At 65.0% G+C, this 25,568-nt stretch carries 21 protein-coding genes and 1 pseudogene; 14 read left to right on the forward strand and 8 right to left on the reverse strand.

Features of this window, described 5'->3' with window-relative positions; genetic code table 11:
* Window positions 1-10: 10 nt before the first annotated feature.
* Both QMG52_RS04400 and QMG52_RS04405 read right to left on the reverse strand, forming a co-directional pair.
* Entirely contained in the window at window positions 11-787 is a 777-nt protein-coding gene (locus tag QMG52_RS04400; RefSeq protein ID WP_283559212.1) for an SDR family oxidoreductase, read from the reverse strand.
* Between the two features lie 211 nt (window positions 788-998).
* A complete protein-coding gene (locus tag QMG52_RS04405; protein WP_283559213.1) occupies window positions 999-1,565 on the reverse strand; it encodes a hypothetical protein in 567 nt (188 codons plus the stop codon).
* A 261-nt stretch (window positions 1,566-1,826) separates the two neighbouring features.
* On the opposite strand from QMG52_RS04405, the gene QMG52_RS04410 reads away from it, so the two are divergent.
* The 4 genes from QMG52_RS04410 (at window position 1,827) to QMG52_RS04425 (ending at window position 6,028) form a co-directional block, all read left to right on the forward strand.
* Window positions 1,827-3,155, forward strand: a complete 1,329-nt coding sequence (locus QMG52_RS04410) for an MFS transporter (RefSeq protein WP_283559214.1) — start codon at window positions 1,827-1,829, stop codon at window positions 3,153-3,155.
* Window positions 3,145-4,035 (forward strand): hypothetical protein, encoded by an 891-nt coding sequence (locus QMG52_RS04415; protein WP_283559215.1) that lies wholly within the window; start codon window positions 3,145-3,147, stop codon window positions 4,033-4,035. Before QMG52_RS04410 ends, QMG52_RS04415 begins: the two co-directional genes overlap by 11 nt.
* Window positions 4,036-4,178: 143 nt before the next feature.
* The gene (locus QMG52_RS04420; RefSeq protein ID WP_283559216.1) at window positions 4,179-5,432 is read left to right on the forward strand and encodes a pyridoxal phosphate-dependent aminotransferase; all 1,254 of its coding nucleotides are present in this window, start codon (window positions 4,179-4,181) and stop codon (window positions 5,430-5,432) included.
* An 11-nt stretch (window positions 5,433-5,443) separates the two neighbouring features.
* Window positions 5,444-6,028, forward strand: a complete 585-nt coding sequence (locus QMG52_RS04425) for an LLM class oxidoreductase (protein WP_283559217.1) — start codon at window positions 5,444-5,446, stop codon at window positions 6,026-6,028.
* Between the two features lies 1 nt (window position 6,029).
* On the opposite strand, the gene QMG52_RS04430 is transcribed toward QMG52_RS04425, so the two are convergent.
* Window positions 6,030-6,611 (reverse strand): TMEM175 family protein, encoded by a 582-nt coding sequence (locus QMG52_RS04430; RefSeq protein ID WP_283559218.1) that lies wholly within the window; start codon window positions 6,609-6,611, stop codon window positions 6,030-6,032.
* A 132-nt stretch (window positions 6,612-6,743) separates the two neighbouring features.
* On the opposite strand from QMG52_RS04430, the pseudogene QMG52_RS04435 reads away from it, so the two are divergent.
* From QMG52_RS04435 to QMG52_RS04450, 4 genes and pseudogenes are all read left to right on the forward strand, one after another.
* Window positions 6,744-7,286, forward strand: a pseudogene (locus QMG52_RS04435) (cation diffusion facilitator family transporter); the annotation flags it as partial.
* A 91-nt stretch (window positions 7,287-7,377) separates the two neighbouring features.
* Window positions 7,378-7,878: a hypothetical protein gene (locus QMG52_RS04440; RefSeq protein WP_283559219.1), complete on the forward strand. Its 501-nt coding sequence runs from the start codon at window positions 7,378-7,380 to the stop codon at window positions 7,876-7,878.
* 212 nt (window positions 7,879-8,090) lie between these two features.
* Complete coding sequence (locus tag QMG52_RS04445) at window positions 8,091-9,500, forward strand: inorganic phosphate transporter (RefSeq protein ID WP_283559247.1); 1,410 nt, start codon at window positions 8,091-8,093, stop codon at window positions 9,498-9,500.
* The gene (locus tag QMG52_RS04450; RefSeq protein WP_283559220.1) at window positions 9,497-9,718 is read left to right on the forward strand and encodes a hypothetical protein; all 222 of its coding nucleotides are present in this window, start codon (window positions 9,497-9,499) and stop codon (window positions 9,716-9,718) included. Before QMG52_RS04445 ends, QMG52_RS04450 begins: the two co-directional genes overlap by 4 nt.
* A gap of 5 nt (window positions 9,719-9,723) precedes the next feature.
* On the opposite strand, the gene QMG52_RS04455 is transcribed toward QMG52_RS04450, so the two are convergent.
* The gene (locus QMG52_RS04455) at window positions 9,724-10,245 is read right to left on the reverse strand and encodes a hotdog fold thioesterase (RefSeq protein ID WP_283559221.1); all 522 of its coding nucleotides are present in this window, start codon (window positions 10,243-10,245) and stop codon (window positions 9,724-9,726) included.
* Between the two features lie 142 nt (window positions 10,246-10,387).
* On the opposite strand from QMG52_RS04455, the gene polA reads away from it, so the two are divergent.
* The 3 genes from polA to rpsA all read left to right on the forward strand — a co-directional run bounded on the left by polA (window position 10,388) and on the right by rpsA (window position 16,626).
* Entirely contained in the window at window positions 10,388-13,018 is a 2,631-nt protein-coding gene (gene polA / locus QMG52_RS04460) for a DNA polymerase I (protein ID WP_502920446.1), read from the forward strand.
* Between the two features lie 472 nt (window positions 13,019-13,490).
* Complete coding sequence (locus QMG52_RS04465; RefSeq protein ID WP_283559223.1) at window positions 13,491-14,858, forward strand: GNAT family N-acetyltransferase; 1,368 nt, start codon at window positions 13,491-13,493, stop codon at window positions 14,856-14,858.
* Window positions 14,859-15,150: 292 nt separating this feature from the next.
* Window positions 15,151-16,626, forward strand: coding sequence for a 30S ribosomal protein S1 (rpsA, locus tag QMG52_RS04470; protein ID WP_283559224.1), 1,476 nt, complete (start codon window positions 15,151-15,153; stop codon window positions 16,624-16,626).
* 302 nt (window positions 16,627-16,928) lie between these two features.
* Here the strand turns inward: rpsA and QMG52_RS04475 are convergent, their stop codons facing one another.
* Window positions 16,929-17,651, reverse strand: a complete 723-nt coding sequence (locus QMG52_RS04475; RefSeq protein ID WP_434620765.1) for an IMPACT family protein — start codon at window positions 17,649-17,651, stop codon at window positions 16,929-16,931.
* Between the two features lie 22 nt (window positions 17,652-17,673).
* On the opposite strand from QMG52_RS04475, the gene coaE reads away from it, so the two are divergent.
* On the forward strand, window positions 17,674-18,906 hold the full coding sequence (gene coaE / locus QMG52_RS04480) for a dephospho-CoA kinase (protein WP_283559225.1): 1,233 nt from the start codon (window positions 17,674-17,676) through the stop codon (window positions 18,904-18,906).
* A gap of 83 nt (window positions 18,907-18,989) precedes the next feature.
* On the opposite strand, the gene QMG52_RS04485 is transcribed toward coaE, so the two are convergent.
* A complete protein-coding gene (locus QMG52_RS04485; RefSeq protein WP_283559226.1) occupies window positions 18,990-19,505 on the reverse strand; it encodes a DUF4190 domain-containing protein in 516 nt (171 codons plus the stop codon).
* Window positions 19,506-19,659: 154 nt separating this feature from the next.
* On the opposite strand from QMG52_RS04485, the gene uvrB reads away from it, so the two are divergent.
* Window positions 19,660-21,747, forward strand: a complete 2,088-nt coding sequence (gene uvrB / locus QMG52_RS04490) for an excinuclease ABC subunit UvrB (RefSeq protein ID WP_283559227.1) — start codon at window positions 19,660-19,662, stop codon at window positions 21,745-21,747.
* Here uvrB and QMG52_RS04495 read toward each other — a convergent pair.
* Together QMG52_RS04495 and QMG52_RS04500 are read right to left on the reverse strand one after the other, a co-directional pair.
* Window positions 21,744-23,096: an alpha/beta fold hydrolase gene (locus tag QMG52_RS04495; protein WP_283559228.1), complete on the reverse strand. Its 1,353-nt coding sequence runs from the start codon at window positions 23,094-23,096 to the stop codon at window positions 21,744-21,746. The two genes, uvrB and QMG52_RS04495, sit on opposite strands and share 4 nt — an antisense overlap.
* The gene (locus QMG52_RS04500; protein WP_283559229.1) at window positions 23,093-23,686 is read right to left on the reverse strand and encodes a GNAT family N-acetyltransferase; all 594 of its coding nucleotides are present in this window, start codon (window positions 23,684-23,686) and stop codon (window positions 23,093-23,095) included. The genes QMG52_RS04495 and QMG52_RS04500 overlap by 4 nt, the downstream gene beginning before the upstream one ends.
* A 234-nt stretch (window positions 23,687-23,920) precedes the next feature.
* Here QMG52_RS04500 and mdlC point away from each other — a divergent pair, with 234 nt between their 5' ends.
* Window positions 23,921-25,513 (forward strand): benzoylformate decarboxylase, encoded by a 1,593-nt coding sequence (gene mdlC, locus QMG52_RS04505; RefSeq protein WP_283559230.1) that lies wholly within the window; start codon window positions 23,921-23,923, stop codon window positions 25,511-25,513.
* Window positions 25,514-25,568 lie beyond the last annotated feature (55 nt).

Here is a 25,568-nt window from a genome sequence, read left to right on the forward strand (position 1 = left end):
CCGACGCCGTTCAGGCCGTGCCGCCGGCGGCGAGCAGTCCGCCGTCGAGGTTCAGGATCTGGCCGGTGATCCAGGCCGCATCGGAGCTGGCCAGAAAGGCGACGGCGGCGGCCACGTCCGCGGGAGTGCCCAGCCGGGCGAGCGGGTAGCGGGCGGCAACCTCGGCTTCTTTACCCTCATACAGTGCGCGGGCAAATTGCGTCTTGACCACGGCAGGCGCCACCGCATTCACGCGGATCTTTGGTCCCATTTCGGCCGCCAGGGAACGGGTCAGGTGTTCTACTGCGGCCTTGCTGATGCCGTAGAACCCCAATCCGGCTGCGGGCGTTTGACCGGAGACGGAGGACATGTTGATGACGGAGCCGCCCCGGTCCGCGAAGCGCAGCCCAGCATGATGGTAGGCGTCCTGAACCCAGGCAAGGGTTCCGAAAACATTCACCTCGGCGATCTTCCTGGCCGCTTCCAGGTCCAGCTCCATCAACGGACCGTAGACCGGATTTATACCGGCGTTATTGACCAGGATGTCCAGTTGCCCGAAGCCGGCCGCTACGGCGTCGAGCACCTCGCGCCGGTGCTCCGGATCATCGGCCCTACCAGTAATGACCAGCACGGATCGAGGCGGGAATTCCGCGGCGGCTGCACGCAGTGGCTCCGCTGCGCGGGCCGTGATGCACACCCGCGCCCCTTCGTCTACGAGACGGTGGGCCACGGCGAGACCGATTCCGCGGCTGGCGCCGGTGACGATCGCCGTCGATCCCTGCAAGCGGTGGGCTTCAACGCGGCTCATGGTTTCCCTGTCGGCAGGTGTTGGGCGGTCCGGCACTGTACAGGTACCGGACCGTCCGGAGGATGAGCAGCACCCGTTCCTGACATCTGCCACCCATGGCCATGTCACGGGACTATGACAAACCCGTCACGCAACGTGGTACCGGACATACTAGCAGGGTGCGCTCGTGCGCGCCCCTCGAAGACGGGATTCCAGCGCTGGGAACCGGTGGTCAGAACAGTGCGAACAGAAAGACGGCCAGACCCGCCGCCGTGAACGCTTCCTGAAGACCCTGGAGCCGGCGCACCGGTTCGGCGGCGGTATCTTGGCGGGGCGTGGCGAAGGTGGCCAGCAGCCAGAAAACAGCGGTGATGATCAGGAGCACGGCGCCAAAGGCCGAGAGCAGGATGGAGCCCAGCAGATGGACGGGCGCGCCCGCCTGCCCAAGCGCGCTGACTGACGCGGCGGACGCCAGAATCGAGGCCGTCAACGTCAGCAGGACTGCCCGATAGAAGCAGACCGGACGACCTAGGTCAGAGATCCGGACCGGCCGCCAGGGAAGGCATTGGAACAGGAACCACAGTGCCGCGACCAGCTGCAGCACCACCAAAGGCGGCACAGCTCGGCCCGGGATGGGCGTAACCGCGGCCACCGCCAGCGCTGAATTCATGACGGCCGTCAACAGCACGTTGACCCGCGCCGGCCAGGAACGGATACGGGCGATTCCGCCCAGACAAAGCACGGCCGCCAGGGTGAAGACGACGGCAACGGTGGGACCTAAGATCGGGTTCAGCGGCACTAATCGGTCCTTTTATGTTCTACCCGAAATTTGACTCCGGACCCGGGACAGTCCGCGGGGGAGTATCAACTGCTGTATACCGTTGTACCGGAATAAGATATGAACCTGCCGGGAACGGCGTCCGGCGGTGGGAATCCGGAGACCAGGATTCGGGCTCCGACGAAACACCGGCCCAGGGACTCAACGCCCCAGGGCCCCAACACCCCAGGGACCCAATGCCGGAGAAACAATGCTCCAATGACTCGACGACAGGATGAACTGATGGCCAAGCGGCAGCCTACCGGCTTCGGGGGGAGCGCCCGGCCCCCTGTCGTGTCGCCGACGGTAGGAAACCCACCCCGCGGACCGGACGTGCTGCGGCGCAAGGTGGTTGGCGTGCTGGTAACCGGGCAGATTCTTGGTGGCGTGGGGATGGGCGCGACCCTTTCCCTGGGCGCCCTGCTGGCTGCGGAGCTCTCTGGCTCCAGTGCGTGGTCCGGCATGGCGGCCACGATGAGCACCCTGGGGGCAGCGCTGCTGGCTGTGCCGCTCGTCCGGCTGGCGCAGGCGAGGGGGCGCCGCGTTTCGTTGGCTGCCGGTTCCCTGCTGGCGGCGGGCGGGGCGGTCTTGGCCGTCGCTGCGGCTGCCGGGCGGTCCTTCCCGTTGCTGCTGGTTGCCTTGCTGCTGCTGGGAGCCGGTTCGGCCACTAACCTGCAGGCACGATTTGCCGCCACCGATCTTGCCACGGACAGATCCCGGGCCAAGGATCTGTCCCTGGTGGTCTGGTCCACTGCCGTGGGGGCAGTGCTTGGCCCCAATCTCTTTGAACCCGGTGAGGCAGTAGGTGCCGCATTGGGGCTCCCTTTGCTGACCGGAGCGTTCATCTTCTCGCTGTTGGCCCAGCTGGCGGCCGCCGTCGTCTACCGGCTCGGGCTCAGACCGGACCCACTGCTCAGCGCGCTGGCGGCCCAGGCCGTGGATCAGCAGAAGGGGGAGAGCCGTGCAGGGGCAGCACGCCTGCGCTCCGGCGGTTGGGAGATTCTGCGCAGCAACCCGCTGGCGCGCTACGCGGTCACGTCCGTTGCCCTCAGCCATGCCACCATGGTCGCCCTGATGTCCATGACGCCGGTGCATTTGCGGGACCACGGGGCGACGCTGACGGTCGTCGGATTGACCATTAGTCTGCATGTGGCGGGAATGTATGCGTTGTCGCCCTTTTTCGGCTGGCTGGCGGACCGCGCCGGGCGGCTCCGTACGATCCTGGTCGGCCAGGCGCTGCTGCTGGCGTCACTGTTGCTGGCTTGGCATGGCGCTTCCTCGCAGGCGGCCGTCACGACGAGCCTGGTCCTGCTCGGCCTGGGCTGGTCGGCCTCTGTGGTCGCGGGATCGGCTCTGGTCGCGGAGGCGGTCGGGGTCGCAGAGCGGCCGGCCCTGCAAGGCGTGTCCGATCTGGCGATGAACCTGGCCGGGGCGCTTGGCGGCGCGGTGGCCGGCCCTGTCCTGACCGCTTGGGGGTACTCCGGACTGGGCCTGAGTTCCATGGCCCTGGTCGTCGTCGTGATCGGGTGGACCGGCCGACGGATCGGTGGGGTCCGACGCCATGACGGGTAGTGGTCATACCAAAACGGACGACGGCGGCGCATTGGCCGTCGGCGCCGGCCGGCTGTACGGCCTGCCGCCGTCCGAGTTCACCGTCGAGCGCAATGCGTGGGCCGGGGACGCGCGCGCCAACGGGAATGCTGAGCTGGCGGGGAAGATCCGTGCGCTGCCGAAACCGTCGACGGCGGCGTGGCTGCTGAACATGCTGGTGATCCACCGCCGCGCGGAGATCGATGGGTTGCTGGAAGTGGGCGTGGAGCTTCGCCAGGCACAGGCCGATCTTGACCAGGGAACCATGCGCAGGCTCAGCAAGGAACGGCGCGTGCTGCTGGCCGCACTGCTGACAACTGGTCGGGGTTTGGCTTCGGAGCTGGGCCAACGAGCCAGCGCAGCCGTGCTTGAGGACGTCGAAGAGACACTGCGGGCCGCCACGTCCGATGCGTGGGCCACCGCTGCCGTACGGACCGGCATGCTGACGCGCGCCCTTTCCGCCGACGGCTGGGGAGCGGCGGACCTCTCCGGCGCGGTCGCGGTTCCGGTTTCCCACGCCGGGCAGCCGGACGCGGCCGCAGGACCGACGGTGCCTCTGCCGGCGGACAAGACCAGGGCGGCGGCACAACGGAAGGCGGCGCTGGCCGTCAAGTCAGCCGACGAAGCTGAGGCCGCGCTCGCCGGGATCAGGGACAGAGCCGCTGGATTGACCCTTGAACGCAGCGCGCTGGCGGCACGCCTTACGGAACTGCGGAACCTTGTCGCCGAAGCTGCTAGGGACCTTGCCGCGGCTGACCGCGAGGCAGTCGGGCTGTCCCGGGAGGAGGAAGCGGCGGCCCGCACGGCAGCCTCGGCCCGCAGCGCCGCGGACCGGGCCGGTGCGCGGCTCATGGGCCGCTGACGAACCGGGCCGTAGACGAACCGGGCCGGCATGCGGCCAACAGACCGTTGACGAACCGGCCGGCCGCGGTCGGTGCATGCGCGGGTGGCCGTTTGCGTTAGGCCCGTCTCCGCCCGGACGGTGCGGATGTGAAAAGATTGACCATGCGCCAAATGCAGCACTCCAGCAAACTTCAGGACGTCCGCTACGAACTCCGCGGGCCCATCCTGCACGCCGCCAAGAAGATGGAGGCCGAGGGGCACCGGATTCTGCGGATGAACCTGGGGGACACCGCGCCCTTCGGCTTGGAAGCGCCGGAATCGATCGTGGTGGACATGATCCATCATCTGCGGGGGTCGCAGGGCTACAGCGACTCGAAGGGCATCTTCTCGGCCCGGACCGCCATTTCACAGTATTACCAGACCCAGGGTCTAATGACGATCGGCGTGGAGGACATCTTTATCGGCAACGGCGTCAGTGAACTGATTTCCATGACCCTGCAGGCGTTTCTGGAAAACGGGGACGAAATCCTCATCCCGGCGCCGGACTACCCGCTCTGGACGGCAGCGGTGACGCTCACCGGCGGCCGTGCCGTGCACTATCTGTGCAGCGAGGCCGACCAATGGTGGCCGGACATGGCCGACGTAGAGGCCAAAATCACCGCGCGGACGAGGGGAATTGTGATCATCAACCCCAATAATCCGACTGGGGCCGTCTACCCTCGCCACATCCTGGAGCAGTTTGCGGCGCTGGCACGCAGACACGATCTGGTCCTCTTTTCGGACGAAATCTACGAAAAAATCCGCTACGAGGATGCTGTGCACGTCCACACCGCTTCGGTGGCCGATGACGTGTGCACACTGACGTTCAGCGGCCTGTCCAAGGCCTACCGGATGCCCGGCTACCGCTCCGGCTGGGTTGCCTTGACGGGGCCGCGGACGGCTATGGCGGAGTACCGGGAATCCCTGGAACTGCTCGCCTCGCTGCGACTGTGCGCCAACGTCCCGGCACAGCATGCGATCCAGACCTCCTTGGGCGGTTACCAAACTATTGACGATCTGGTGGCTCCCGGCGGCCGGCTCCGGCAGCAGAGAGACCGGGCCACCGAACTCCTCAACGCCATTCCCGGCGTGAGCTGCGTCCCCGCCGCCGGTGCCATGTACCTGTTCCCGCGGCTGGACCCGGACGTTTATCCGATCGAGAGCGACGAGCAGTTTGTGCTGGATCTGCTCCAGGACCAGAAAATTCTGGTCTCGCACGGCACCGCCTTTAATTGGCCGGCAACGGATCACTTCCGTTTCGTGATTCTGCCTGCCGTCGGTGACATCGAAGAAGCCGTCCGCCGGATCTCCGCCTTCCTGTCCACCTACCGGCGCAAGGCCATTGCCGACGTCGAATCCTTGTCCGTGCCGCTGTAGCACCGTCCTCGGTGCAGCACCGTCCCCGCTGCACCATCGGCCAGGAAGCGAACCAGAAGGTGTACCCGCCGACCGACTCCGGATCCCTGCCCACCTGGATCGCCGCTGGTGGAAGCCCGCGGTCCGTGGTCCGCGCCGCCGGCGACGGACTGCCGCTGATGCTGGCCATCATCGGCGGGGAACCGCTGCAGTTCGCCCCCTTCACCGACCTGTACCACCGCGCCCTGAAGGAATTCGGCAATCCGGTGCAGCCCATCGACGCCCATCCCCCCGGGCATGTCGCCGCCACCGCTCAGCAGGCCAGGGAAGAGCTCTGGCCGCACTGTGCCGCCATGCAGGCCAGAATTGGGCGGGACCGCGGTTGGCCGCCCATCGCGCGTGCGGATTTTGAAGCCACCGCCGGCCCGGACGGAGCGCTCTTTGTTGGCTCACCGAAAACCGTGGCCACCAAGATCGTCAAGGTTGGCACTGGGCTCGGGCTGTCGCGCTTTGACCTGAAATTCAGCCACGGAACCCTCCCGCATGCGGCCCTCATGAGCAGCATAGGGCTTTATGGCAGGGAAGTGGCGCCCGCCGTCCGCGGGCAGCTGGACTGATTTAGCCCTGGCCGCCGGCGGCGCGTTCCAGCCGACGGTCGGGCACGAGCCAGAGCAGCGCGACCACCGTATAGGCGGCCAGACCCAGCAGCGGCTGAAGCAGCGACAGTCCCAGCCCGGCGAGGTAGATCAGGGGAGAGGCTTTGCCCTTCCAATCACGGCCCAGCGCCCGGGCCAGCGGTCCGTCGGTTCCCTGCTGCGCGATGAGCGCCTTCTGGAGAATGAAATAGCCGACGGCGGCCAACAGCAGGTTCACGCCGTAGACCAGGACGGGCACCTCCGGAAAACCCGATTCGTCCATCCAGCGCGTGGTGAAGGGGAACAGCGAGAGCCAGAAGAGCAGATGGAGGTTGGCCCACAGGACCGTGCCGTTTACCTTCTCCGCGAGCGAGAACATGTGATGGTGGTTGTTCCAGTAAATTCCGACATACACGAAGCTCAGCAGGTAGCTGAGAAAGCCCGGGAGCACCCGCAGCAGCCCCGGCCAGCTCGGTTCCACCGGAACGCGCAGTTCAAGGACCATGATGGTGATCACGATGGCCAGCACGCCATCGCTGAAGGTTTCAAGTCTGATCTTGTTCATGGTTTCCGCTCTGCCAGGATCATCGTAGCGGGCGGTGAGTAGTCTAGGGCCACGGGAAACTCGCGTGTGGCAGAAACCGCGGCACCGGACACCAAGGGTAAGCCCAAGGGCTCCGGGGCCGGGACCATTCTGATGGCCTTCGGCGCGAATCTGCTGGTCGCCGCCGCGAAGTCGGTGGCCGCCGGGCTCACCTGTTCGGAGTCCATGACGGCCGAGGCCGCGCATTCGTGGGCGGACACGGGTAATCAGATTTTCCTCATGATCGCGGACAAAAGGTCCAAGAGAAAGCGTGATGCTGCCCATCCGCTCGGCTACGGGCGTGAGGCGTACGTCTGGTCCATGTTCGCCGCCTTCGGGCTCTTCACCGCCGGAGGCGGTGTTTGCTGAAGATTCGGCCGCGCTGGTGGGGCTGGTCATTGCTTTTGCCGGAATTCTCCTCCATCAGGTGACCGGATCACCGGTTCCCGACGCGCTGGGTTCCATTATGGTGGGCCTGCTGTTTGGCGTTGTCGCCGTCGTACTGATTGACCGGAACCGTCGTTTCCTGGTGGGACAGGCGGTGACACCGGAAGTGGAGCAGTCGGCGTTGCGGATGCTGCTGGAGCATCAGGAGATCGAGCGCATAACCTATATCCATATCGAATTTGTCGGCCCAACCGGCTGTATCTGGTGGCCAGGCCGGAGGAGGCCTCGCTGTAGCCAGCCCGGCCCCGGCTCGGTAGGGTTGCTGGGAAGCACCCCCATCGGCTAACGGAAAGGTTTCATCATGAGCGAAGAAAGCATTCCCACCGACCACACTACGGATGGACGCACTCCGGAGGTCGGACTCAACATTTTCAGCGATACCCTGGATGCGGATGATCCCGGAGCACTTGACCCGGCGGCGGCCCAGGACCCTGCCTCGCCCGGCGCCGACGGCCTTGATCAGCTCAGCGGCAGCGGCCCGGACGAATATCCGGGCGCGGCGGAGAACAACCCGGACAACTGGTCCGACGATCCGCTCATTGCGGAGGATGCCGCGGCGGCAGAAGGGTACCGTTCCGAACAGTATCTGGAGGATCAGACGGACGAGGCCCGCTACGAAACGGGCGAGGAGCAGATTCCGCCGGACGAACCCACCATAGGCGAGGCCTCGGCTGACGTGGACTTCGGCGAGACACCCACCGGGGATGAGGCCGACGGCAGCGACGACGAGGCCAACTTCGGCGGATCGCCGTTGGGCCGCTTCGGTGCCGAAGAACCGGACCCGGAAGACCTGGATGGGTAGGAGCTTCCGTCCCGCACGCGGGACGGAATGCGCGCCCTGGTGCGGGCCCTTGTAGAGCGCCCCTTTGGTGTCGACCGGCTGTGGACATAGGATCAGTACTGTTTGGTAGCAGAATCCGCTTGAACACCGCAGCGTCGTCCCGTCATGCCGCGGGCAAAAAATAGCCAAACCTTTTTGGCAGTCCGCAGTTGACCTCTCAGATTGGATCACGGGTGGATCTCACCTTTATGGTCGTGCTTGTCATAGCGCTGGCTCTGTTCTTTGACTTTACGAACGGTTTTCACGACACCGCCAACGCCATGGCCACGCCCATCGCCACCGGAGCCATCAAACCCAAGACCGCCGTCGCCCTTGCCGCGGTGCTCAATCTGGTGGGCGCATTCCTCTCCACGGAGGTGGCCAAGACGATTTCCGGGGGCTTGATCCGGGAAGGCGCCGAAGGCATTCAGATCACTCCGGTGCTGATTTTTGCCGGCCTCATGGGCGCGGTGCTGTGGAATCTGGTGACCTGGCTACTCGGGCTGCCGTCGAGCTCCTCGCACGCCCTATTCGGTGGTCTGATCGGTGCGGCCGTAGTGGGCATCGGCTTCCAGGCCGTGGATCTGGGAGTGCTCCTCTCCAAAATCATCCTTCCCGCCGTGATGGCTCCGCTGATCGCCGGCGGTGCCGCCTACCTGTGTACGAAGCTGGCCTACCGGATCACGCGACGGACCGATCCGGACTCGGGCGACAAGCTGGTGCAAAAGCGCGGCGGATTCAGGTACGCCCAGGTCTTCTCCTCGTCGCTCGTCGCTCTCGCGCACGGCACCAACGATGCGCAGAAGACCATGGGTGTCATCACGCTGGTACTGATTTCCGCGAATATGCAGAAGGTCGGCTCCGGTCCCGAACTGTGGGTGGTCGGCGCCTGCGCCCTCGCCATCGCGTTCGGCACCTACACCGGCGGCTGGCGCATCATCCGCACCCTCGGCAGCGGCCTGACGGACGTCAAACCGGCCCAGGGCTTTGCTGCGGAGACCAGTACGGCCGCGGCGATTCTCGCCTCCTCGCACCTCGGCTTCGCGCTCTCGACCACCCACGTGGCGTCCGGCTCGGTCATTGGCTCCGGGCTGGGCCGGGTGGGTTCAACAGTGCGTTGGGGCGCGATCGGCAAGATCGGCCTGGGCTGGCTGTTCACCCTTCCCGCGGCGGCCATCGTCGGCGGTCTTGCCGCGTTTATTGCCAGTCTGGGCACGACTGGCGTGGTGATTGACGCCGTCGTCGGGCTGGGCTCCATCATCTTCATCTTCGTCCGCTCGCAGCGCGGACAGGTGGATCACAGCAACGCCATCAGCGACGTCGACGCCATCGGTGAAACCGTCAGCATCCCGAGCAAAAAAGAACGCGACCGGCTCACGGCCAAGGCGCGGGCCGCCGAGCGTGCCGCTGAAAAGGCCGCAGCCAAGGCTGTGGAGAAGGCAGCGGCCAAGGTTGTTGCACAAGAAGCGGCCGAGCGTGCCGCAAGAGCCGCGGACGGTGCGCACGCGACGGGGAACATTGCGCCGCAACGCTTGCCGCCGAAAGCTCCGAACGCGCCGCAGTCAGATTCATCCTCGGCCGCCAAGCAGAAAGGTACACAGTGATTAATTGGGGAGCTTTTCTGACCGTGGCGGTGACCACGCTGGTTTCCGCCGTCTTTGTGGTGGGGGTCTATGCCTCCGGTGTGCGCCTTTACGCCGTCAGTGTTGACGACCATGTGCCGAGCACCAAGGTGGCTCGGGCCGCCGCCTACCTCTGCTTCGCCGTCAGTCTGGCGGCCGTCCTGTTCGGGATATACCTGATCGTGCCGGCGCTGCACTAGACGGTTCATGCCTGCGCATCAGCGGACCACCAGAGCCCGCGGCTATCCCGCAGATACCGGAACGTCGGACCCCTTTGCCGGATCATATTGGTGATACGGGCCGTGGAGAGCCGCCGGCCGGACTCGTCGGTCATGACGATTTCGTGAGTGGCCAGGGTGCGCCCCAGATGGATGGCCGTGCAGGTGCCGGTGACCAGTCCGGACGTGGCGCTGCGATGGTGGGTGGCACCGATCTCAATGCCCAGGGCCTGGCCGTTGACGCCGGCATGTATTCCGGCGGAGAAGGAGCCCAGGGTTTCCGCCAGCACCACATGGGCACCGCCGTGCAGGATGCCTGCAACCTGGGTATTCCCTTCAACGGGCATGGTGGCAACCGAGCGCCGGGCTCCCAGTTCCAGGAATTTGATCCCCATTTTTTCCACCAGGGCGCCCACGCCGTTGCTGCTGAGCCAGTCATGCATCACTTCGGGCACACCCGCCTCCAGCAGCCGGGCGGTGTACTGGTTCGGTGTGAATTTGTCGTTCATGTTGACTAGGCTGGCACCTGTGAGCGAAACTACCAAAACGGTCCCCAGAACAGCAGCAGAGCCGGCATTGTCCACAGCGGCGCGGGTGGTCATACCTGCCGGTTCGGAGCCGGGCCGTCTGCTGGTGATCGACGGCCATTCGATGGCCTTCCGGGCGTTTTACGCCCTCCCCGCGGAGAACTTCTCCACCGACACCGGACAGCACACAAACGCGGTCTACGGGTTTACGTCGATGCTGCTGACCATGATCCGTCAGCACAAACCCACCCATGTCGTGGTGGCCTTCGATCTGGATACGCCGACGTTCCGCTCGGTGGAGTACACCGAATACAAGGCCGGCCGCTCTAAAACACCGCAGGAATTCCACGGCCAGGTGGACCTGATCGTCAAGGTGATGGACGCCATGCGGATTCCCACCATTTCCCTGGACGGCTACGAGGCGGATGACATCATCGCGACGCTGGCCGCCCAGGGCGAGGCGGCGCAGTGGGATGTGCTGGTGGTTTCCGGAGACCGGGATGCCTTCCAGCTCATCACGGACAGGGTGTCCGTGCTTTATCCGAAGAAGGGTATTTCGGACATTCCGCCGATGGATGCCGCCGCCGTAGAAGCGAAGTATTTTGTCGGCCCGGAAAAGTATTCTGACCTGGCGGCCTTGGTGGGGGAGACGGCGGATAATCTGCCAGGTGTTCCCGGAGTCGGCCCGAAGACGGCCGCCAAGTGGATCAACCTCTATGGCGGCCTCGACGGCATCTTGGCGAACATTGGCTCGATTGGCGGAAAAGCCGGCGATGCCCTGCGCGAACATGAAGAGAGCGTCAAACGCAATCGACGGCTGAATCATTTGCTGCGCGATCTTGCGCTTCCGGTGCGTCTGGATGCCATGGTGCTCCAGCATCCGGACCGCGGGGAGATTGAAGAACTGTTTGATGCGCTGCAGTTCAACACACTGCGGAAACGCCTTTTCGACCTGTTCGGAGACGACGATGAGGCCGCCGACACGGACGGCCATACGGCACCTCGGCACGCCGTGCTCAGCAGCGCCGCCGAACTGGCGGATTGGTTTGTCCGCACGAATCAGGCCATGGTAGGGCTGGCGCTGGTTTCCGAGGCGACGCCGGCCGGGCAGGACGCCGTCGGCTTGGCGTTGTCCACGAACGGTTCGGCGGCCTACGTGGAGTTGGCAGCGCTCGATGTGGCAGCGGAAAGCGTGCTCGGAGATTGGCTGCGCAGTCAGGATGCGCGCAAGACCATCCACGACTTCAAGTCCGCCTATAAGGCCCTGCGCCAGCGGGGGCTGGAACTGGCCGGCATCGTCGATGATACCGCCATCTCCGCCTACCTCATCCAGCCGGACCGGCGCACCTATGACCTCGCGGATTTGAGCCAGGTGCATTTAAAGGTGACGGTGGCCGCTCCGGGGACGGCTGCCAACGGCCAGTTGGAGCTGGGCCTGGAAGATACGACGGCGCCGGATGCTGTGATGAAGGCTTACGTCACGCTGCAGCTGAGTGAGCATTTTGTCGGCCTGTTGCTGGAGCGCGGGGCCAACAAGCTGCTGGGCGAGCTGGAACTGCCGCTGGCAAGGGTGCTGGCCGGGATGGAAATGACCGGCATAGCCGTGTCGTCCCCCCAGCTGGACGGACTGTTGGCGGATTTCAGCGCCACGATCAGCGCTGCCCAGACGGCTGCCTTTGATGCGATCGGCCACGAGGTCAACCTGGGCTCCCCGAAACAGCTGCAGACAGTGCTCTTTGATGAGCTCGGCATGCCGAAGACCAAGAAGATAAAGACCGGTTTTTCCACGGACGCGGATGCACTGGCGGATCTGGCGCAAAAGACCGGGCACCCGTTCCTGCTGCAGCTGCAGGCTTACCGGGATGCCACCAAGCTCCGCCAGACAGTGGAGGGGCTGAGCAAAGCCACGGCGGAGGACGGACGGATCCACACTACGTACGCGCAGAACGTGGCCGCCACCGGGCGCCTCTCATCGACCAACCCCAACCTGCAGAACATTCCAATCAGGAGCGAAGAAGGGCGCCGCATCCGCGAGGTGTTTGTGGTGGGACACGGCTACGAGACGCTGCTCACCGCGGACTATTCACAGATCGAAATGCGGATCATGGCCCACCTCTCCGGGGACCCCGGTCTGATCCAGGCCTTCCGGGATGGCGAGGATCTGCACCGGTTTGTCGGCTCGCATGTCTTCCACGTCGCCGTGGAAGACGTCACCAGTGCCATGCGCTCCAAGGTTAAGGCGATGTCCTATGGCCTGGTCTACGGGCTGAGCTCCTTCGGCCTGTCCAAACAGCTGGGCATCCCCGTGGATGAGGCCCGGACCCTGATGAAGGACTACTTTGACCGGTTCGGCGCCGTGCGGGACTACCTGCGCGGCGTGGTGGAGCAGGCCCGTGTCGACGGATTCACGGCAACCATCGAAGGGCGCCGACGGTACCTGCCGGATCTCTCCAGCGACCACCGTCAGCTCCGCGAAATGGCTGAACGGGCCGCGCTCAACGCCCCGATTCAAGGGTCGGCGGCGGACATCATCAAAAAGGCCATGCTGGGTGTGGAGGATGCGCTCCAGGCGCGGCAGCTTTCCTCCCGGATGCTGCTGCAGGTCCATGACGAGCTGGTGCTCGAGATCGCCCCAGGCGAACGAGATGCCGTTGAGGAGTTGGTGGTGGCGCAGATGGGGCAGGCGGCGGAGCTGTCAGTGCCGCTTGATGTCCAGATCGGAGTAGGCGCCAGCTGGCACGAGGCCGGGCACTAGATGTTGCGGCGATTAGGCTTCCTTGTCCAGCCCGACGCGGCGTTCGCCTTTCTGTGCGGGTTGCGAAAGGGCCCAGGTGCCCTGCGGGAACGGCATCGGCAGCTAGAGCCAGTGGAGAGCGTGGCGAGGCCGTCGTCGGTCAGTGCACGAAACAAGCCGAGCGGACGGGCTGAACAGTCAATGGTGTCAAACGGCGCAAAATAGCTTTGCACAGAGATCCCGACCGGCTTCGTCAACGCCAGCCGCTCAAAAACCGCAAGGTGCTCTGCGACCTGTGCCGCCGGACCCGGCCACCGTCGTTGACCGTCAGATCAGGGGCCTGCGCGGGCGGACGGACAGATTCATCGCCCGAGTCCGCGGCTAGGGGGTGTCTGCTCCATCCTCGCGGCCGGGTCCGCCTTGGCCGGCAGGCGCGCAAGGATCCTCTCCCGCTCTGGCGGGGCGAGGCGCTGCTGCTTTAGGCTTGTTGACTGTGACTGTCATTGTCGAACCAACCGAACGATTTTCCTATGAAATCCGGAGCTTTCCGGCCCGATACGCCGGGACCGGCATCGACCCTTCCGCCCGCAAATGGAAGGAGGCCGTTGACCGCGGCTTCCATGGCGATTCCCCCACCGATGCGGATATTCAAAAGACGTTGGCCTCCGAGGAGAAGGACGGGCGGATCCTCACGGGTGCCTATGCCGCGTCGGCTCCGGACCGGGCGTGGGACGCGGGCTACCCGGTGGCCACCTACGCCAGTTACCGCAAGACCCTCAATGTGGGGGCCGGGAAGTTGCTGCCGGCCCACCTGATCAGTGCGGTGACCGTCCGGCCCACGCACCGCCGGCGTGGCCTGTTGCGGACCATCATCACCGATGATCTGCGCCGCGCCAAGGCCGACGGGCTGGCGATCGCTGCCTTGACGGCCTCCGAGGCCACCATATATGGACGCTTCGGCTTTGGCGCCGCCACGCACGCCGCTGCGATTGAGGTGGACAGCGGTGCCGGCTTCGCACTCAAAGGCAACCAGCCGACGTCGACCCTCCCTGCGGGTAAGCCTGACGGAACCGGCGGGAGCACAGAGGCGGCCGGGATCGTTGAGCTTGCGGAACCGCTGGTGCTGAAGGAGCTGGAACCGGCGATTTTTGCGCAGGTCCACGCAGGCACCTTCGGCTCACTTGGTCGACAGGACGCCTACCGCTATCGGGTGTCCGGCTATTGGAACTATGGCATGCCGGAACGCGACAAGAGCGTACGGGCGGCCTTGTACTATGCCCCGGACGGAAGCTGCGGCGGGTACGTCTCTTACAAGGTTATGGATAGGGAGACGCCATCCACGCTGCAGGTGGTGGACCTGCTGGCAACGAGCAGCCCGGCTCATTTGGCGTTGTGGCGGTTTCTGGGCTCGATTGACCTGGTGCAGCGGATCAGTCGCAAGGGTGCACCGGTGGCGGACCCGCTGCAGTGGGCGCTGGGGGACAAGCGCCGTTACCTGGTCAAGGCGGTGGAGGATCACCTCTGGCTGCGGATCCTAGATCCGGTTGCGGCCCTTGTCGGCCGCCATTACTGGGGCGACGGCACCGTGACGTTGGCCATCGAGGATCCGCTCCATCTGGCGGACGGCGTGTACCGGCTGGAGGCCGGCGGCGGATCAGCGGTCGTGACACAGCTGCCCGATTCGGACCCGGCTGACCTGCGTCTTGGGGCGGCGGAACTGGGACAGCTCTATCTAGCCGGTGTGAGCGTCGGGACCCTGGTGGCTGCCGGGACGGTTCGCGAGCTTCGGGCCGGGGCGGCGGCCGCCGGCGACGCAGTGCTCGGTGCTCCGCTGGCCCCGCACTGTCTGACGGATTTTTAGGCCCAGGAGCCTGTGCTCGGGTGCTTCGAAGTGCTTCGAAGTGCTTCGTCGCGCTTTTGCGATCGTTAGCCGAAGTGACTAGACTAAACGGGTGTGCAGTGCGCGCGTCAGCTGTTCGAGCGGGCCCCGGCCCTCAAAGGCAACTGAGCGTTGCGGCACGCTTTTAGTTTTATCGCTGCACGGTAAATTCGTTGCGGCACATCCATAGCATGATTCATAATTCAGGTTCATCCGTGCCTATCGGCCCGGTCCTCCTGGCTCAACTCACTATCCACATCGGAGCCCCTACTACATGACCATCACGACCCCCGAGAAGACCAGTACCCCCGTTGTCGCCATTAACGACATCGGCTCGGCTGAGGACTTCCTCGCAGCTGTTGACGCCACCATCAAGTACTTCAACGACGGAGATCTTGTTGAAGGTACCGTCGTCAAGGTTGACCGCGACGAAGTTCTGCTCGACATCGGTTACAAGACCGAAGGTGTCATCCCTTCCCGCGAATTGTCCATCAAGCACGACGTTGATCCCGGAGACGTTGTCTCCGTTGGCGATCTCGTCGAAGCGCTGGTGCTGACCAAGGAAGACAAAGAAGGCCGTCTGATCCTCTCCAAGAAGCGCGCGCAGTACGAGCGTGCCTGGGGCGACATCGAGAAGGTCAAGGAAGAGGACGGCGTCGTCACCGGTACCGTCATCGAAGTTGTCAAGGGCGGACTTATCCTCGACATCGGCCTGCGCGGCTTCCTGCCCGCCTCGCTGGTCGAGATGCGCCGCGTCCGCGACCTGGCTCCGTACATCGGGCAGAAGATCGAAGCCAAAATCATCGAGCTGGACAAGAACCGCAACAACGTGGTCTTGTCCCGCCGTGCGTGGCTCGAGCAGACCCAGTCCGAGGTCCGTTCCACGTTCCTCAACAAGCTGGAAAAGGGCCAGGTCCGTCCCGGCGTCGTTTCCTCCATCGTCAACTTCGGTGCCTTCGTGGACCTGGGCGGCGTCGACGGTCTGGTGCACGTTTCCGAGCTGTCCTGGAAGCACATCGATCACCCGTCCGAGGTTGTCGAAGTCGGCCAGGAAGTCACCGTCGAGGTGCTCGAGGTGGATCTGGACCGCGAGCGGGTTTCGCTCTCGCTCAAGGCCACGCAGGAAGACCCGTGGCAGACCTTCGCCCGGACGCACGCGTTGGGTCAGGTTGTCCCCGGTAAGGTCACCAAACTGGTTCCGTTCGGCGCGTTTGTCCGCGTTGAAGACGGCATCGAGGGCCTGGTACACATCTCCGAGCTGGCCGTGCGCCACGTGGAGCTGGCGGAGCAGGTTGTCTCCGTGGGCGACGAGCTGTTCGTCAAGGTCATCGACATCGACCTCGAGCGCCGCCGTATCTCGCTCTCGCTCAAGCAGGCCAACGACGGCGTCGACGCCGACAGCACCGAGTTTGACCCGGCACTGTACGGCATGGCTGCCGAGTACGACGAAGAAGGCAACTACAAGTACCCGGAGGGCTTCGACCCGGAGTCCAACGAGTGGCTTGAGGGTTACGAGACGCAGCGCGCCGTGTGGGAGCAGCAGTACGCTGATGCTCAGGCCCGCTGGGAAGCGCACAAGAAGCAGGTCGTCGAGCACGCCGCAGAGGATGCGGCCGCCTCGGTGTCCGGTGACAGCGATTCCGGTACCACCAGCTACTCCTCCGAGCCGGCAGTTGCCGAGACGGGAGCCGGCACGCTGGCTTCCGATGAGGCACTCGCCGCTCTGCGCGAAAAGCTCACCGGAAACTAGCGCACGCCGCCGAACCCTCCCTGCCGACCCGGTTGGCAGGGAGGGACCGGCGTCGCTGCACTTGCACCGCCGGCCCTCCCGTGTCGACTCCGTCGCCACGTAGGGACCCGGCAGCGCTGCACTTGCATTGAGAGGACCTCCGCCCGCGGGCGGGGGTCCTCTTTGCATGCCCGGTTGAGGCCTACGCTGCCCCGGAATTCGCGGGAAAGCTCAGCGGCAGCGCCGGGATCACTACGACGGTGCCGACACGGCATTGAAACCTGGGGACTTCCGCCAGCGGGGGACCGATACCGGCCGGAGATTCAGCTGACGTCTAACCAAGCTGTTGTGCCGAATGTCGGCACCGCCGTCCCGGCGGACAAGGCCGCGAGGAGTTGCCGGGCGGCGGCGATGGCCTCGGGTGTGTCTTTCAGAGCCGCTTCCAGCTGGACACCCGTGGGACCGTAATTACTCCCGCGAAGCGTCATTCCAGCGGCGCGGAGCCCATGCTCCAGCCGGCCCGCTTCGGCGTGGATGACGGTCACGGTGAACAGACGAAGCCGTTGCCGGCGCACCAGGACGGCGGCGTCCAGCGCCAAGGAAACGGACGACGAGTACGCTCGGACCAGGCCGCCGGCGCCGAGCAAAACCCCGCCAAAATACCTGACGACGACGGCACACACGTCACTGAGGTCAGCGGCGGCGCCGCTTGCGCCCGTCCTGCCCGCTTCATGCCTGCGCAGCACCTCAAGCATCGGCGCGCCGGCAGTCCCGGACGGCTCGCCGTCGTCGTGAGCGCGCTGGATGTTCCGGTCCGGACCCAAAATCAGCGCCGAACAATGGTGGCGGGCGTCGCGGAATTCCTTGCGCACGGAGCCCAGCATGTCTGCGGCCGCCTCTTCGGTCTCGACGCGGCGTAGCACAGTGATGAAGCGGGAGCGCTTGATTTCCAGTTCATGCCGGAACTCCCTGCCGGCGGCGGGAACAGTGTATTCCGCCATTGCGCCCGTAGCGTCGAAGGGCTGCGCACTGGCGGGAAGGCTCACCGGATCAGCTTAGTGTGTAGGTATGCTCAAAATAGGCCTGACCGGCGGGATTGCCAGCGGAAAGTCACTGTCGGCACGGTATCTGCAAAGTCTTGGTGCCGTTTTGATCGATTCGGATGAGCTGGCCCGAGCGGTGGTGGCGCCGGGCAGTAAGGGTCTGGCGGCGGTGGTGCAGCGGTTTGGTCCGGGGGTTCTCGGGCCCGATGGTGCGCTCGACCGGGCAGCGCTGGGAGCGCTGATTTTTGCCGATTCCTCAGAGCGCGATGCCTTAAACGCGATCATCCATCCGCTGGTCCGCTCCCGTGCCGCGGAATTGATGCAGGCCGCCGCTGCGGACGACGACGATGCGGTCGTGGTGCAGGACATTCCCTTGCTGGTGGAGACGGGCCAGGGCAGCTCATTCCACCTGGTGCTGGTGGTGGATGCGCCGGTGAAACTGCAGATTGCGCGCATCGTGGCGCACCGCGGGCTCAGCGAAGCGGATGCTGCGGCGCGGATTGCTGCGCAGGCCCTGCGCGAGGACCGGCTGGCCGCGGCCGACGCCGTCATCGATAACAGCGGGACCGTGGAAGGGGCGCTTCGCCAGATGGATCGGTTATGGGAGCAACGGCTGCTGCCCTTCGTGGACAACCTGAGGCACGGCAGGATGGCGGGACGGGACGGACCGGCAGTATTGGTACCGCCGAATCCGCAATGGCAGGCCCAAGCGGCCAGACTCTCGGCACGGATCGCGGCGGCCGCCCAGGGGGGGGTGCTGGCCGTGGACCACATTGGTTCCACCGCGGTGCCCGGCCTTCCCGCGAAGGATGTCCTGGATCTGCAGGTCCGGGTCCGTTCGCTGGCAGAGGCTGACCGATTGGCGCCGGCTTTGGCTGCCGCCGGCTTTCCGCGGCTGCCCGGGGACTGGCACGATACGCCGCATGCCCCGTACCTTGATCTGGCGCAGTGGCAAAAGCGGTTGCATGCTTCTGCAGACCCGGGGCGCACGGCGAATGTCCATGTCAGAGTAGAGGGATCCGCCGGCGCACGTTTCGCGCTGGCCTTTCGTGATTGGCTGCGGGCAGAGCCCGCGGCCTGTGCCGAGTATCTGAGCATCAAACGAGGTGCAGCAGCACAGCACAGTGCTGACATGGGAACCGGCGGCTATGCCGTAGCGAAGGAACCGTGGTTCAGGGACGTTGCCTTCCCGGCAGTATCACGCTGGACAGCCGCTACGGAATGGACTCCGCCCTTGGATCACTTCCCGCTGCCGTAGCAAGGGTACGTGTCCGAAATTGAAAAGAGCCGTCGCTGCGGATGCAGCGGCGGCTCCTTTTGGTCCTGGATCAGTTCCAGGGCCTATTGCTTCACAGCGGGGCAGGCCTGCTGCACACCGTTGAACACGAAGGTGGGCTGCCCGTTGCCGCAGGCATCCTGAAGTTCGTTGGTCAGATTCACTAGCGCAATCGCGACGATGATGATTCCGGCGATCCACAGCACCGAGACAATGATACTGACAAAGATTCCTACCTTGGCCGGGGTATTCTTGAAACCCGCGGCCTTGGACTTCTTAAGCGCAATGATGCTGACGACGAGGCCGGCGATGCTGATCAGGAAGGCCAGGACCAGGCCGATGATGCCGAGCGTTTTGCCCGGATCCTGCACGGTGGCACCCTGGTAGCTCTGTTGCGGCTGCTGGCCGTAGGGAGCTGGCGGCTGGGCGCCGTAGGCAGGCGGGGCCGCTTGCTGATAGGGGGGCGGGGCCGCTTGCTGATAGGGGGGCGGAGCAAACTGGCCGTAGGCCGGAGTTGGCTGATCGGACTTCGCGGGCTCCCGGCCGTAGGGGGCAGGCTGCTGCGGATTGCTGTCAGTCATAATGTCCTCTGTCTTAGGTGCCGAGCAGATACGGGTGGTTCCCCAGCCATTCTTCCACGCAACCAGCGCGGCGCCGGGCTTGGGGCAACGAAGTTCCACCGATGCGGCAACCGCACGCCTTACCCGTGTCGGTGGCACGCGGTAGCGTTAGGGTATGAGTCTTGCGCAGGAAATCAACCGTATTGTGGCACCCTTTGAGGTCATTAGCGATTATCAGCCGGCGGGCGACCAACCGGCGGCTATTCAGGAGCTGACCGAAAGGATCACGAACGGCGAGAAGGACATCGTACTGCTGGGCGCGACGGGAACAGGCAAATCGGCGACGACGGCGTGGCTGATCGAGCAGGTCCAGCGTCCGACGCTGGTGATGGTCCAGAACAAGACGCTGGCGGCTCAGTTGGCCAACGAGTTCCGTGAGCTGCTGCCGAACAACGCCGTCGAATACTTCGTTTCGTATTACGACTACTACCAGCCCGAAGCCTACGTACCGCAGACGGATACGTTTATTGAGAAGGATTCCTCGGTCAATGAGGAAGTGGAGCGGCTGCGGCATTCGGCAACCAACACCCTGCTGACGCGCCGGGACGTGATTGTGGTGGCCACGGTGTCCTGCATCTATGGACTGGGCACGCCGGAGGAGTACGTGGCCGGGATGGTGACGCTTCGCCGGGGCGGGGAAATGAACCGTGACGATCTGCTGCGGAAGTTTGTCAGTATGCAATATGCCCGCAATGACATGGACTTCCACCGCGGCACCTTCCGGGTGCGTGGGGATACGGTGGAGATCATCCCGATGTACGAGGAACAGGCCATCCGGATCGAGTTCTTCGGAGACGAGATTGAAAAGATCTATACGCTGCACCCGCTCACGGGGGACGTCATCCGGGAAGAAACCGAAATGTACGTCTTCCCGGCCTCGCACTACGTCGCCGGCCCGGAGCGGATGAATCGTGCCGTCAAGCAGATCGAGGACGAGCTCGCCGTCCGGCTCAAGGACCTGGAGGGGCAGAACAAGCTGCTCGAGGCCCAGCGGCTGCGGATGCGCACTACCTACGACCTGGAAATGATGCAGCAGATGGGCTTCTGCAACGGCATCGAAAACTATTCCCGGCATATTGACGGGCGAGGCCCGGGCACGGCACCGCATTGCCTGCTCGACTACTTCCCGGACGATTTCCTGCTGGTCATTGATGAATCCCATGTCACCGTCCCACAGATCGGCGCCATGTACGAAGGTGACATGTCGCGTAAGCGCACCCTGGTGGACCATGGGTTCCGCCTGCCGTCGGCGATGGATAACAGGCCGCTGAAGTGGGACGAGTTCCTGGAACGGGTTGGTCAGACGGTGTATCTCTCCGCCACGCCGGGGAAATATGAGCTTGGCAAGGCGGACGGTACGGTGCAGCAGATCATCCGCCCCACCGGTCTGATTGACCCGGAAATCATCGTCAAGCCCAGCAAGGGGCAGATTGATGACCTGCTGGCCGAGATCCGGACCCGGGTGGAGCGCAATGAACGGGTTCTTGTCACGACGCTGACCAAGAGGATGTCCGAGGATCTCACGGACTATCTGCTCGGCCACGGCGTCAAGGTGCAGTACCTGCACTCGGACGTGGACACGCTGCGCCGGGTGGAGCTGCTGAGGGAACTCCGGATGGGGATTTTTGACGTCCTCGTGGGGATTAACCTGCTCCGCGAGGGCCTGGACCTGCCCGAGGTGTCGCTGGTGAGCATTCTGGATGCGGATAAGGAAGGCTTTCTGCGCTCGGCCACGTCGCTGATCCAGACCATTGGCCGGGCGGCCAGAAACGTCTCCGGGCAGGTGCACATGTACGCGGATCGGATCACGGACTCGATGGCCAAGGCCATCGATGAGACGAACAGACGGCGCATTATCCAGGTGGAGTACAACGCCGCGCATGGCATTGATCCGACTCCGCTGCGGAAACGGATCGCCGACATCACCGACACCCTCAATCGTGAGGACGCAGATACCAGAGAGCTGCTGGAGGCCGCCGGCAAGGGCCGAGGTAAAGCCCGGGGCAAGGCTCCTGTCCCGGTCCGTCATGACGGGCTGGCGGCTGTGCCGGCCGAGGATCTGCTTGATCTGATTGCCCAGCTGACAGAGCAGATGCATTCAGCGGCGGGGGATCTGCACTTCGAGCTGGCGGCCAGGCTCCGCGATGAAGTAGGGGACCTGAAGAAGGAACTGCGCCAGATGCAGTCCGCCGGCCATGCCTAGGACAGGAGAGGCCCGGACTCACGGGGGACCGTAATCTCCTGTCCCCGGCACATACGCAGCAGACGCGCGAAGATTTCCTCGCCATCCTCGGCGATGCCGTCATGGTGGTAGTCGCTGGTTTCCCAGACCTCCAGTCCGCGCACGGCCGCGGCGGTCTCCATCGACAGATCGCGGTCCACGTAAATATCGTCACTGTATACCGCCGCGGCAACCGGCACCGTGTTGCGGGCCAGCTGCTCGGCATCGTAGAGCGCGGGCCACTGCGTCCTCGCGGCCAGCAGTTCCGCCACGGGTGCCAGCGGGACCAATGCGGGGTCCTGGCTGAAGTACCACGGATACACCATTTCCCCGGTCAGCAGCGGTTCGGGGGCGGCGGGCTGGAACTCCGGGTGGTCCGCCAGCACCCGCCAGGCGGACCAGTCAGTGGCATGGCCCTGAGCGTAAATCGATTCGTGCAGTACCGCGTAGAGCGGGTTTGTGGCTCGTCCGACCTGGGCAGCCACCTCTGCTAGGAAAAGATCCGACAGCCGGTGGCCGCCGGCCGTGGGGATGAAAGCATCCTCCAGTAAATAGTGCAGGGCCTCGACCCGGGCGTTTCCGCCCAGAAAATTTCCAACCATCTGGAAGCGTTCCGGCGTGAGCCGTTCGCCGGTGGGCAGGACCTCTTCCACGGTTTCCAGATGGCGCATGATCCGGGTGGTCATCACCCGGTCCTGCGGGTAGCGGGCATAGTATTCGTCGTTCCGCGCGGCCACGCGGGAATAGGTCGCGTTGTAGACCCGGTCTGCTGAGCCGGTCAGTGGCGCGAGGCCCCCAGTGATCAGCACTTCACGCAGACCCGCGGGAGCAAACGAGAGATACGTCAGGGCGCAGAATCCACCGAAGCTCTGGCCATAGATGCTCCAGGGACCGCCCACCAGCTGATGCCGGATCAGTTCCGCATCGGCGACAATCGAATCGGCCCGGAAATGGGTAAGATATTCCGCCTGCGCCGCGGCATCGCCAACATCGGGCAGCGTCTGACGGGTTGCGGGCGCAGAAAGACCGGTGCCGCGCTGGTCCAGCATCAGGACGCGGAAGGATGCGGTGGCTTCCTTGAGCCAGCCGCCCAGCGAAGTCGGCCGGTTGCCGCGCCCGCCTGGTCCGCCCTGCAGGTAAAGCAGCCATGGCAGGTGAGCGACGTCTTCGGGGCTGTGCTGGGATGCCGTAATCTCCCGGGCATAGATCTCAAGCTCCGGTCCGTCGGGTTCGGAGTGCGACAGCGGAACCGTGAAACGGTGGTCGGTCAGCCGCATGCCGCGCGCTTTATGCGTGCTGCCGCGGCGGTGTCCCTGATCCGCCGCAATCATAGGGAATCCGCGCGGCTGTCCACGGACAGGCCGCCCACGGACAGGCAGTCCACGGATGCGGGCACGGCCGACGCGCTTCCGAAGCCCGCCAAGGCATTGCCGCTGAGCCGGAACACGGACCAGCCGTCCATCGGTGTGGCTCCCAGGCTCTTATAGAAGCGGATTGAGGGTTCGTTCCAGTCCAACACGCTCCATTCCACCCGCGCGTAGCCGCGGTCGACGGCGATCCCGGCCAGCGTGCGCAGCAGGGCTTTACCGTGGCCGGACCCGCGCGAATCCGGCCGCACGTACAGGTCCTCAAGGTAGATCCCGTGCACGCCCTCCCAGGTGGAGTAGTTCAGGAACCACAGCGCAAAGCCCTGCACCTCACCCACGCCCCGGGCGCCGTCGCCGATTGCGCTGTCGGCGTTAGCGCCGTCGTCCTCCGCCACGTGCGCAAAGATCCGCGGGTTGTCCCCAAAGAGCGTCCGCATGAGCATCTCCTCGGTGTTCCTGACCGCGTGGGGCTCCTTTTCGTAGAGTGCCAGCTCATGGATCAGGGACAGAATGGCGGGAACGTCGGCGGGCACGGCGGCACGGATCAAAGACATGATCCGAGCCTAGCGAAAGTTTCCTGGTTAACAGAGTCGAGACTGGGCGTGGCCGGCCCAAGGCGTGGTTGACGGTGGGCTGGGCCGAGGACAGGACCAGATTCTGATAGATGCCCATGGACGAAAGCCTAATGGATGCCGTCTATCAGCGGCCGCCAATTTACTGATTGGCCCACGGTCCGAAGTGGATCTACCGTGGGGATGAAGGACCGTTTCGAGAACAGGACCATCGGCATGACAGACGTTAAGAACGCCACGTACCAGCTTTTGCGGCGCCACGGGCTGACCACCATCTTCGGCAACCCCGGCTCCAATGAGCTGCCGTTCCTGGCCGGGATGCCGGAGGACTTCCGCTATATTCTGGGGCTGCATGAGGGTGTGGTGGCCGCAATGGCGGACGGCTACGCCCAGGCCACCCGTCGGCCGGCCTTCGTAAACCTGCATGCAGCCGCCGGCTCCGGCAACGCGATGGGGGCACTCACCAATGCCTGGTATGCGCATACGCCGCTGGTCATCACCGCCGGCCAGCAGGTCCGTGCCACGATCGGCCAGGAGGTCATGCTGTCCAATGTCGACGCGGTGTCCCTGCCTCGGCCGCTGGTGAAGTGGAGCGCGGAACCCGCCTCGCCGCGGGACGTGGTGCGTACCCTCGGCCAAGCTATCCACACCGCAGTCTTGGAACCCTCCGGACCGGTGTACGTCTCGGTTCCCTATGACGACTGGGCGCAGGAAACCGGTCCGGAGGAAGCACACGTGACGTCCCGCGCTGTCGAGCATGCCGGGGAGCTCTCCGCCGGGCAGTTGGCGGACGTGCTGGCCCGGCTGGACGGTTCCGTGAGCCCCGTGCTGGTGCTCGGGCCCGACGTCGACTCCGCCCGCGGCAACACCGACGCCGTCACGTTGGCCGAGCGGCTCGGCGCACCCGTGTGGGTGGCACCCTCAGCCCCCCGCTGCCCGTTCCCGACCACGCACGACGCGTTCCGCGGTGTTTTGCCGGCCTCGGTGGAAGGCACCACCACGCTGCTGGCCGGGCACGACCTGATCCTGGTCATCGGCGCGCCGGTGTTCCGGTACCACCAGTATGAGCCGGGCAACTACCTGCCCGACGGCGCTGAGCTGCTGCAGATCACCTGTGATCCAGGGGAAGCGGCCCGCGCCCCGATGGGGCGGGCGCTGGTCGCCTCGATCGGTCCCGTCCTGCGCCGCCTCGCGGTGGCCGTTCCGGACCGCGGCGCCGCCATTATGCCATGCCCTGGACCCGCCCGGCATGGGACGGACCGTGCGGCGGGTCCGCTGTCTCCGGAGGCCGTCTTCGACGTTCTCAACGCGGAGTCGCCCGAGGACGCCGTTTACGTCAATGAGGCCACGTCCACCGTCGGCGCGTTCTGGGACCGGATCCAAATGCGCCATCCCGGCAGCTACTACTTTCCGGCCTCGGGCGGCCTCGGATTCGGCATGCCGGCCGCCGTCGGAATTCAACTGGCGGAGCCGGAGCGCCGGGTCGTGGCCGTGATCGGTGACGGCAGCGCCAACTACGGTATTACCGCGCTGTGGACGGCGGCGCAGTACCAGGTGCCGGTGGTGTTCGTGATCCTGAACAACGGCACCTACGGCGCACTGCGCGGCTTCGCAGCCAAACTCGATGCCTTGGACGCCCCGGGTCTGGACGTCCCCGGCATAGATTTCGTCTCCCTCGCCAAGGGCTACGGAGTGGAAGCCCACCGCGCCGATTCCCTGGAAGACCTCCGTCGGCATTTCGCCAAGGCTCTGGCCTCTACCGGACCGACCCTGCTGGAAGTTAGCATCAGCACAGTCTCTCCGTTCTGATCATCCGGACGCCGTAAAGCGGGCCGCCCGGGCAGCACCCACATCCGCACGCACA

It is taken from the genome of Paenarthrobacter sp. PH39-S1 (genome assembly GCF_030063245.1).
GTDB lineage: Bacteria > Actinomycetota > Actinomycetes > Actinomycetales > Micrococcaceae > Arthrobacter_M.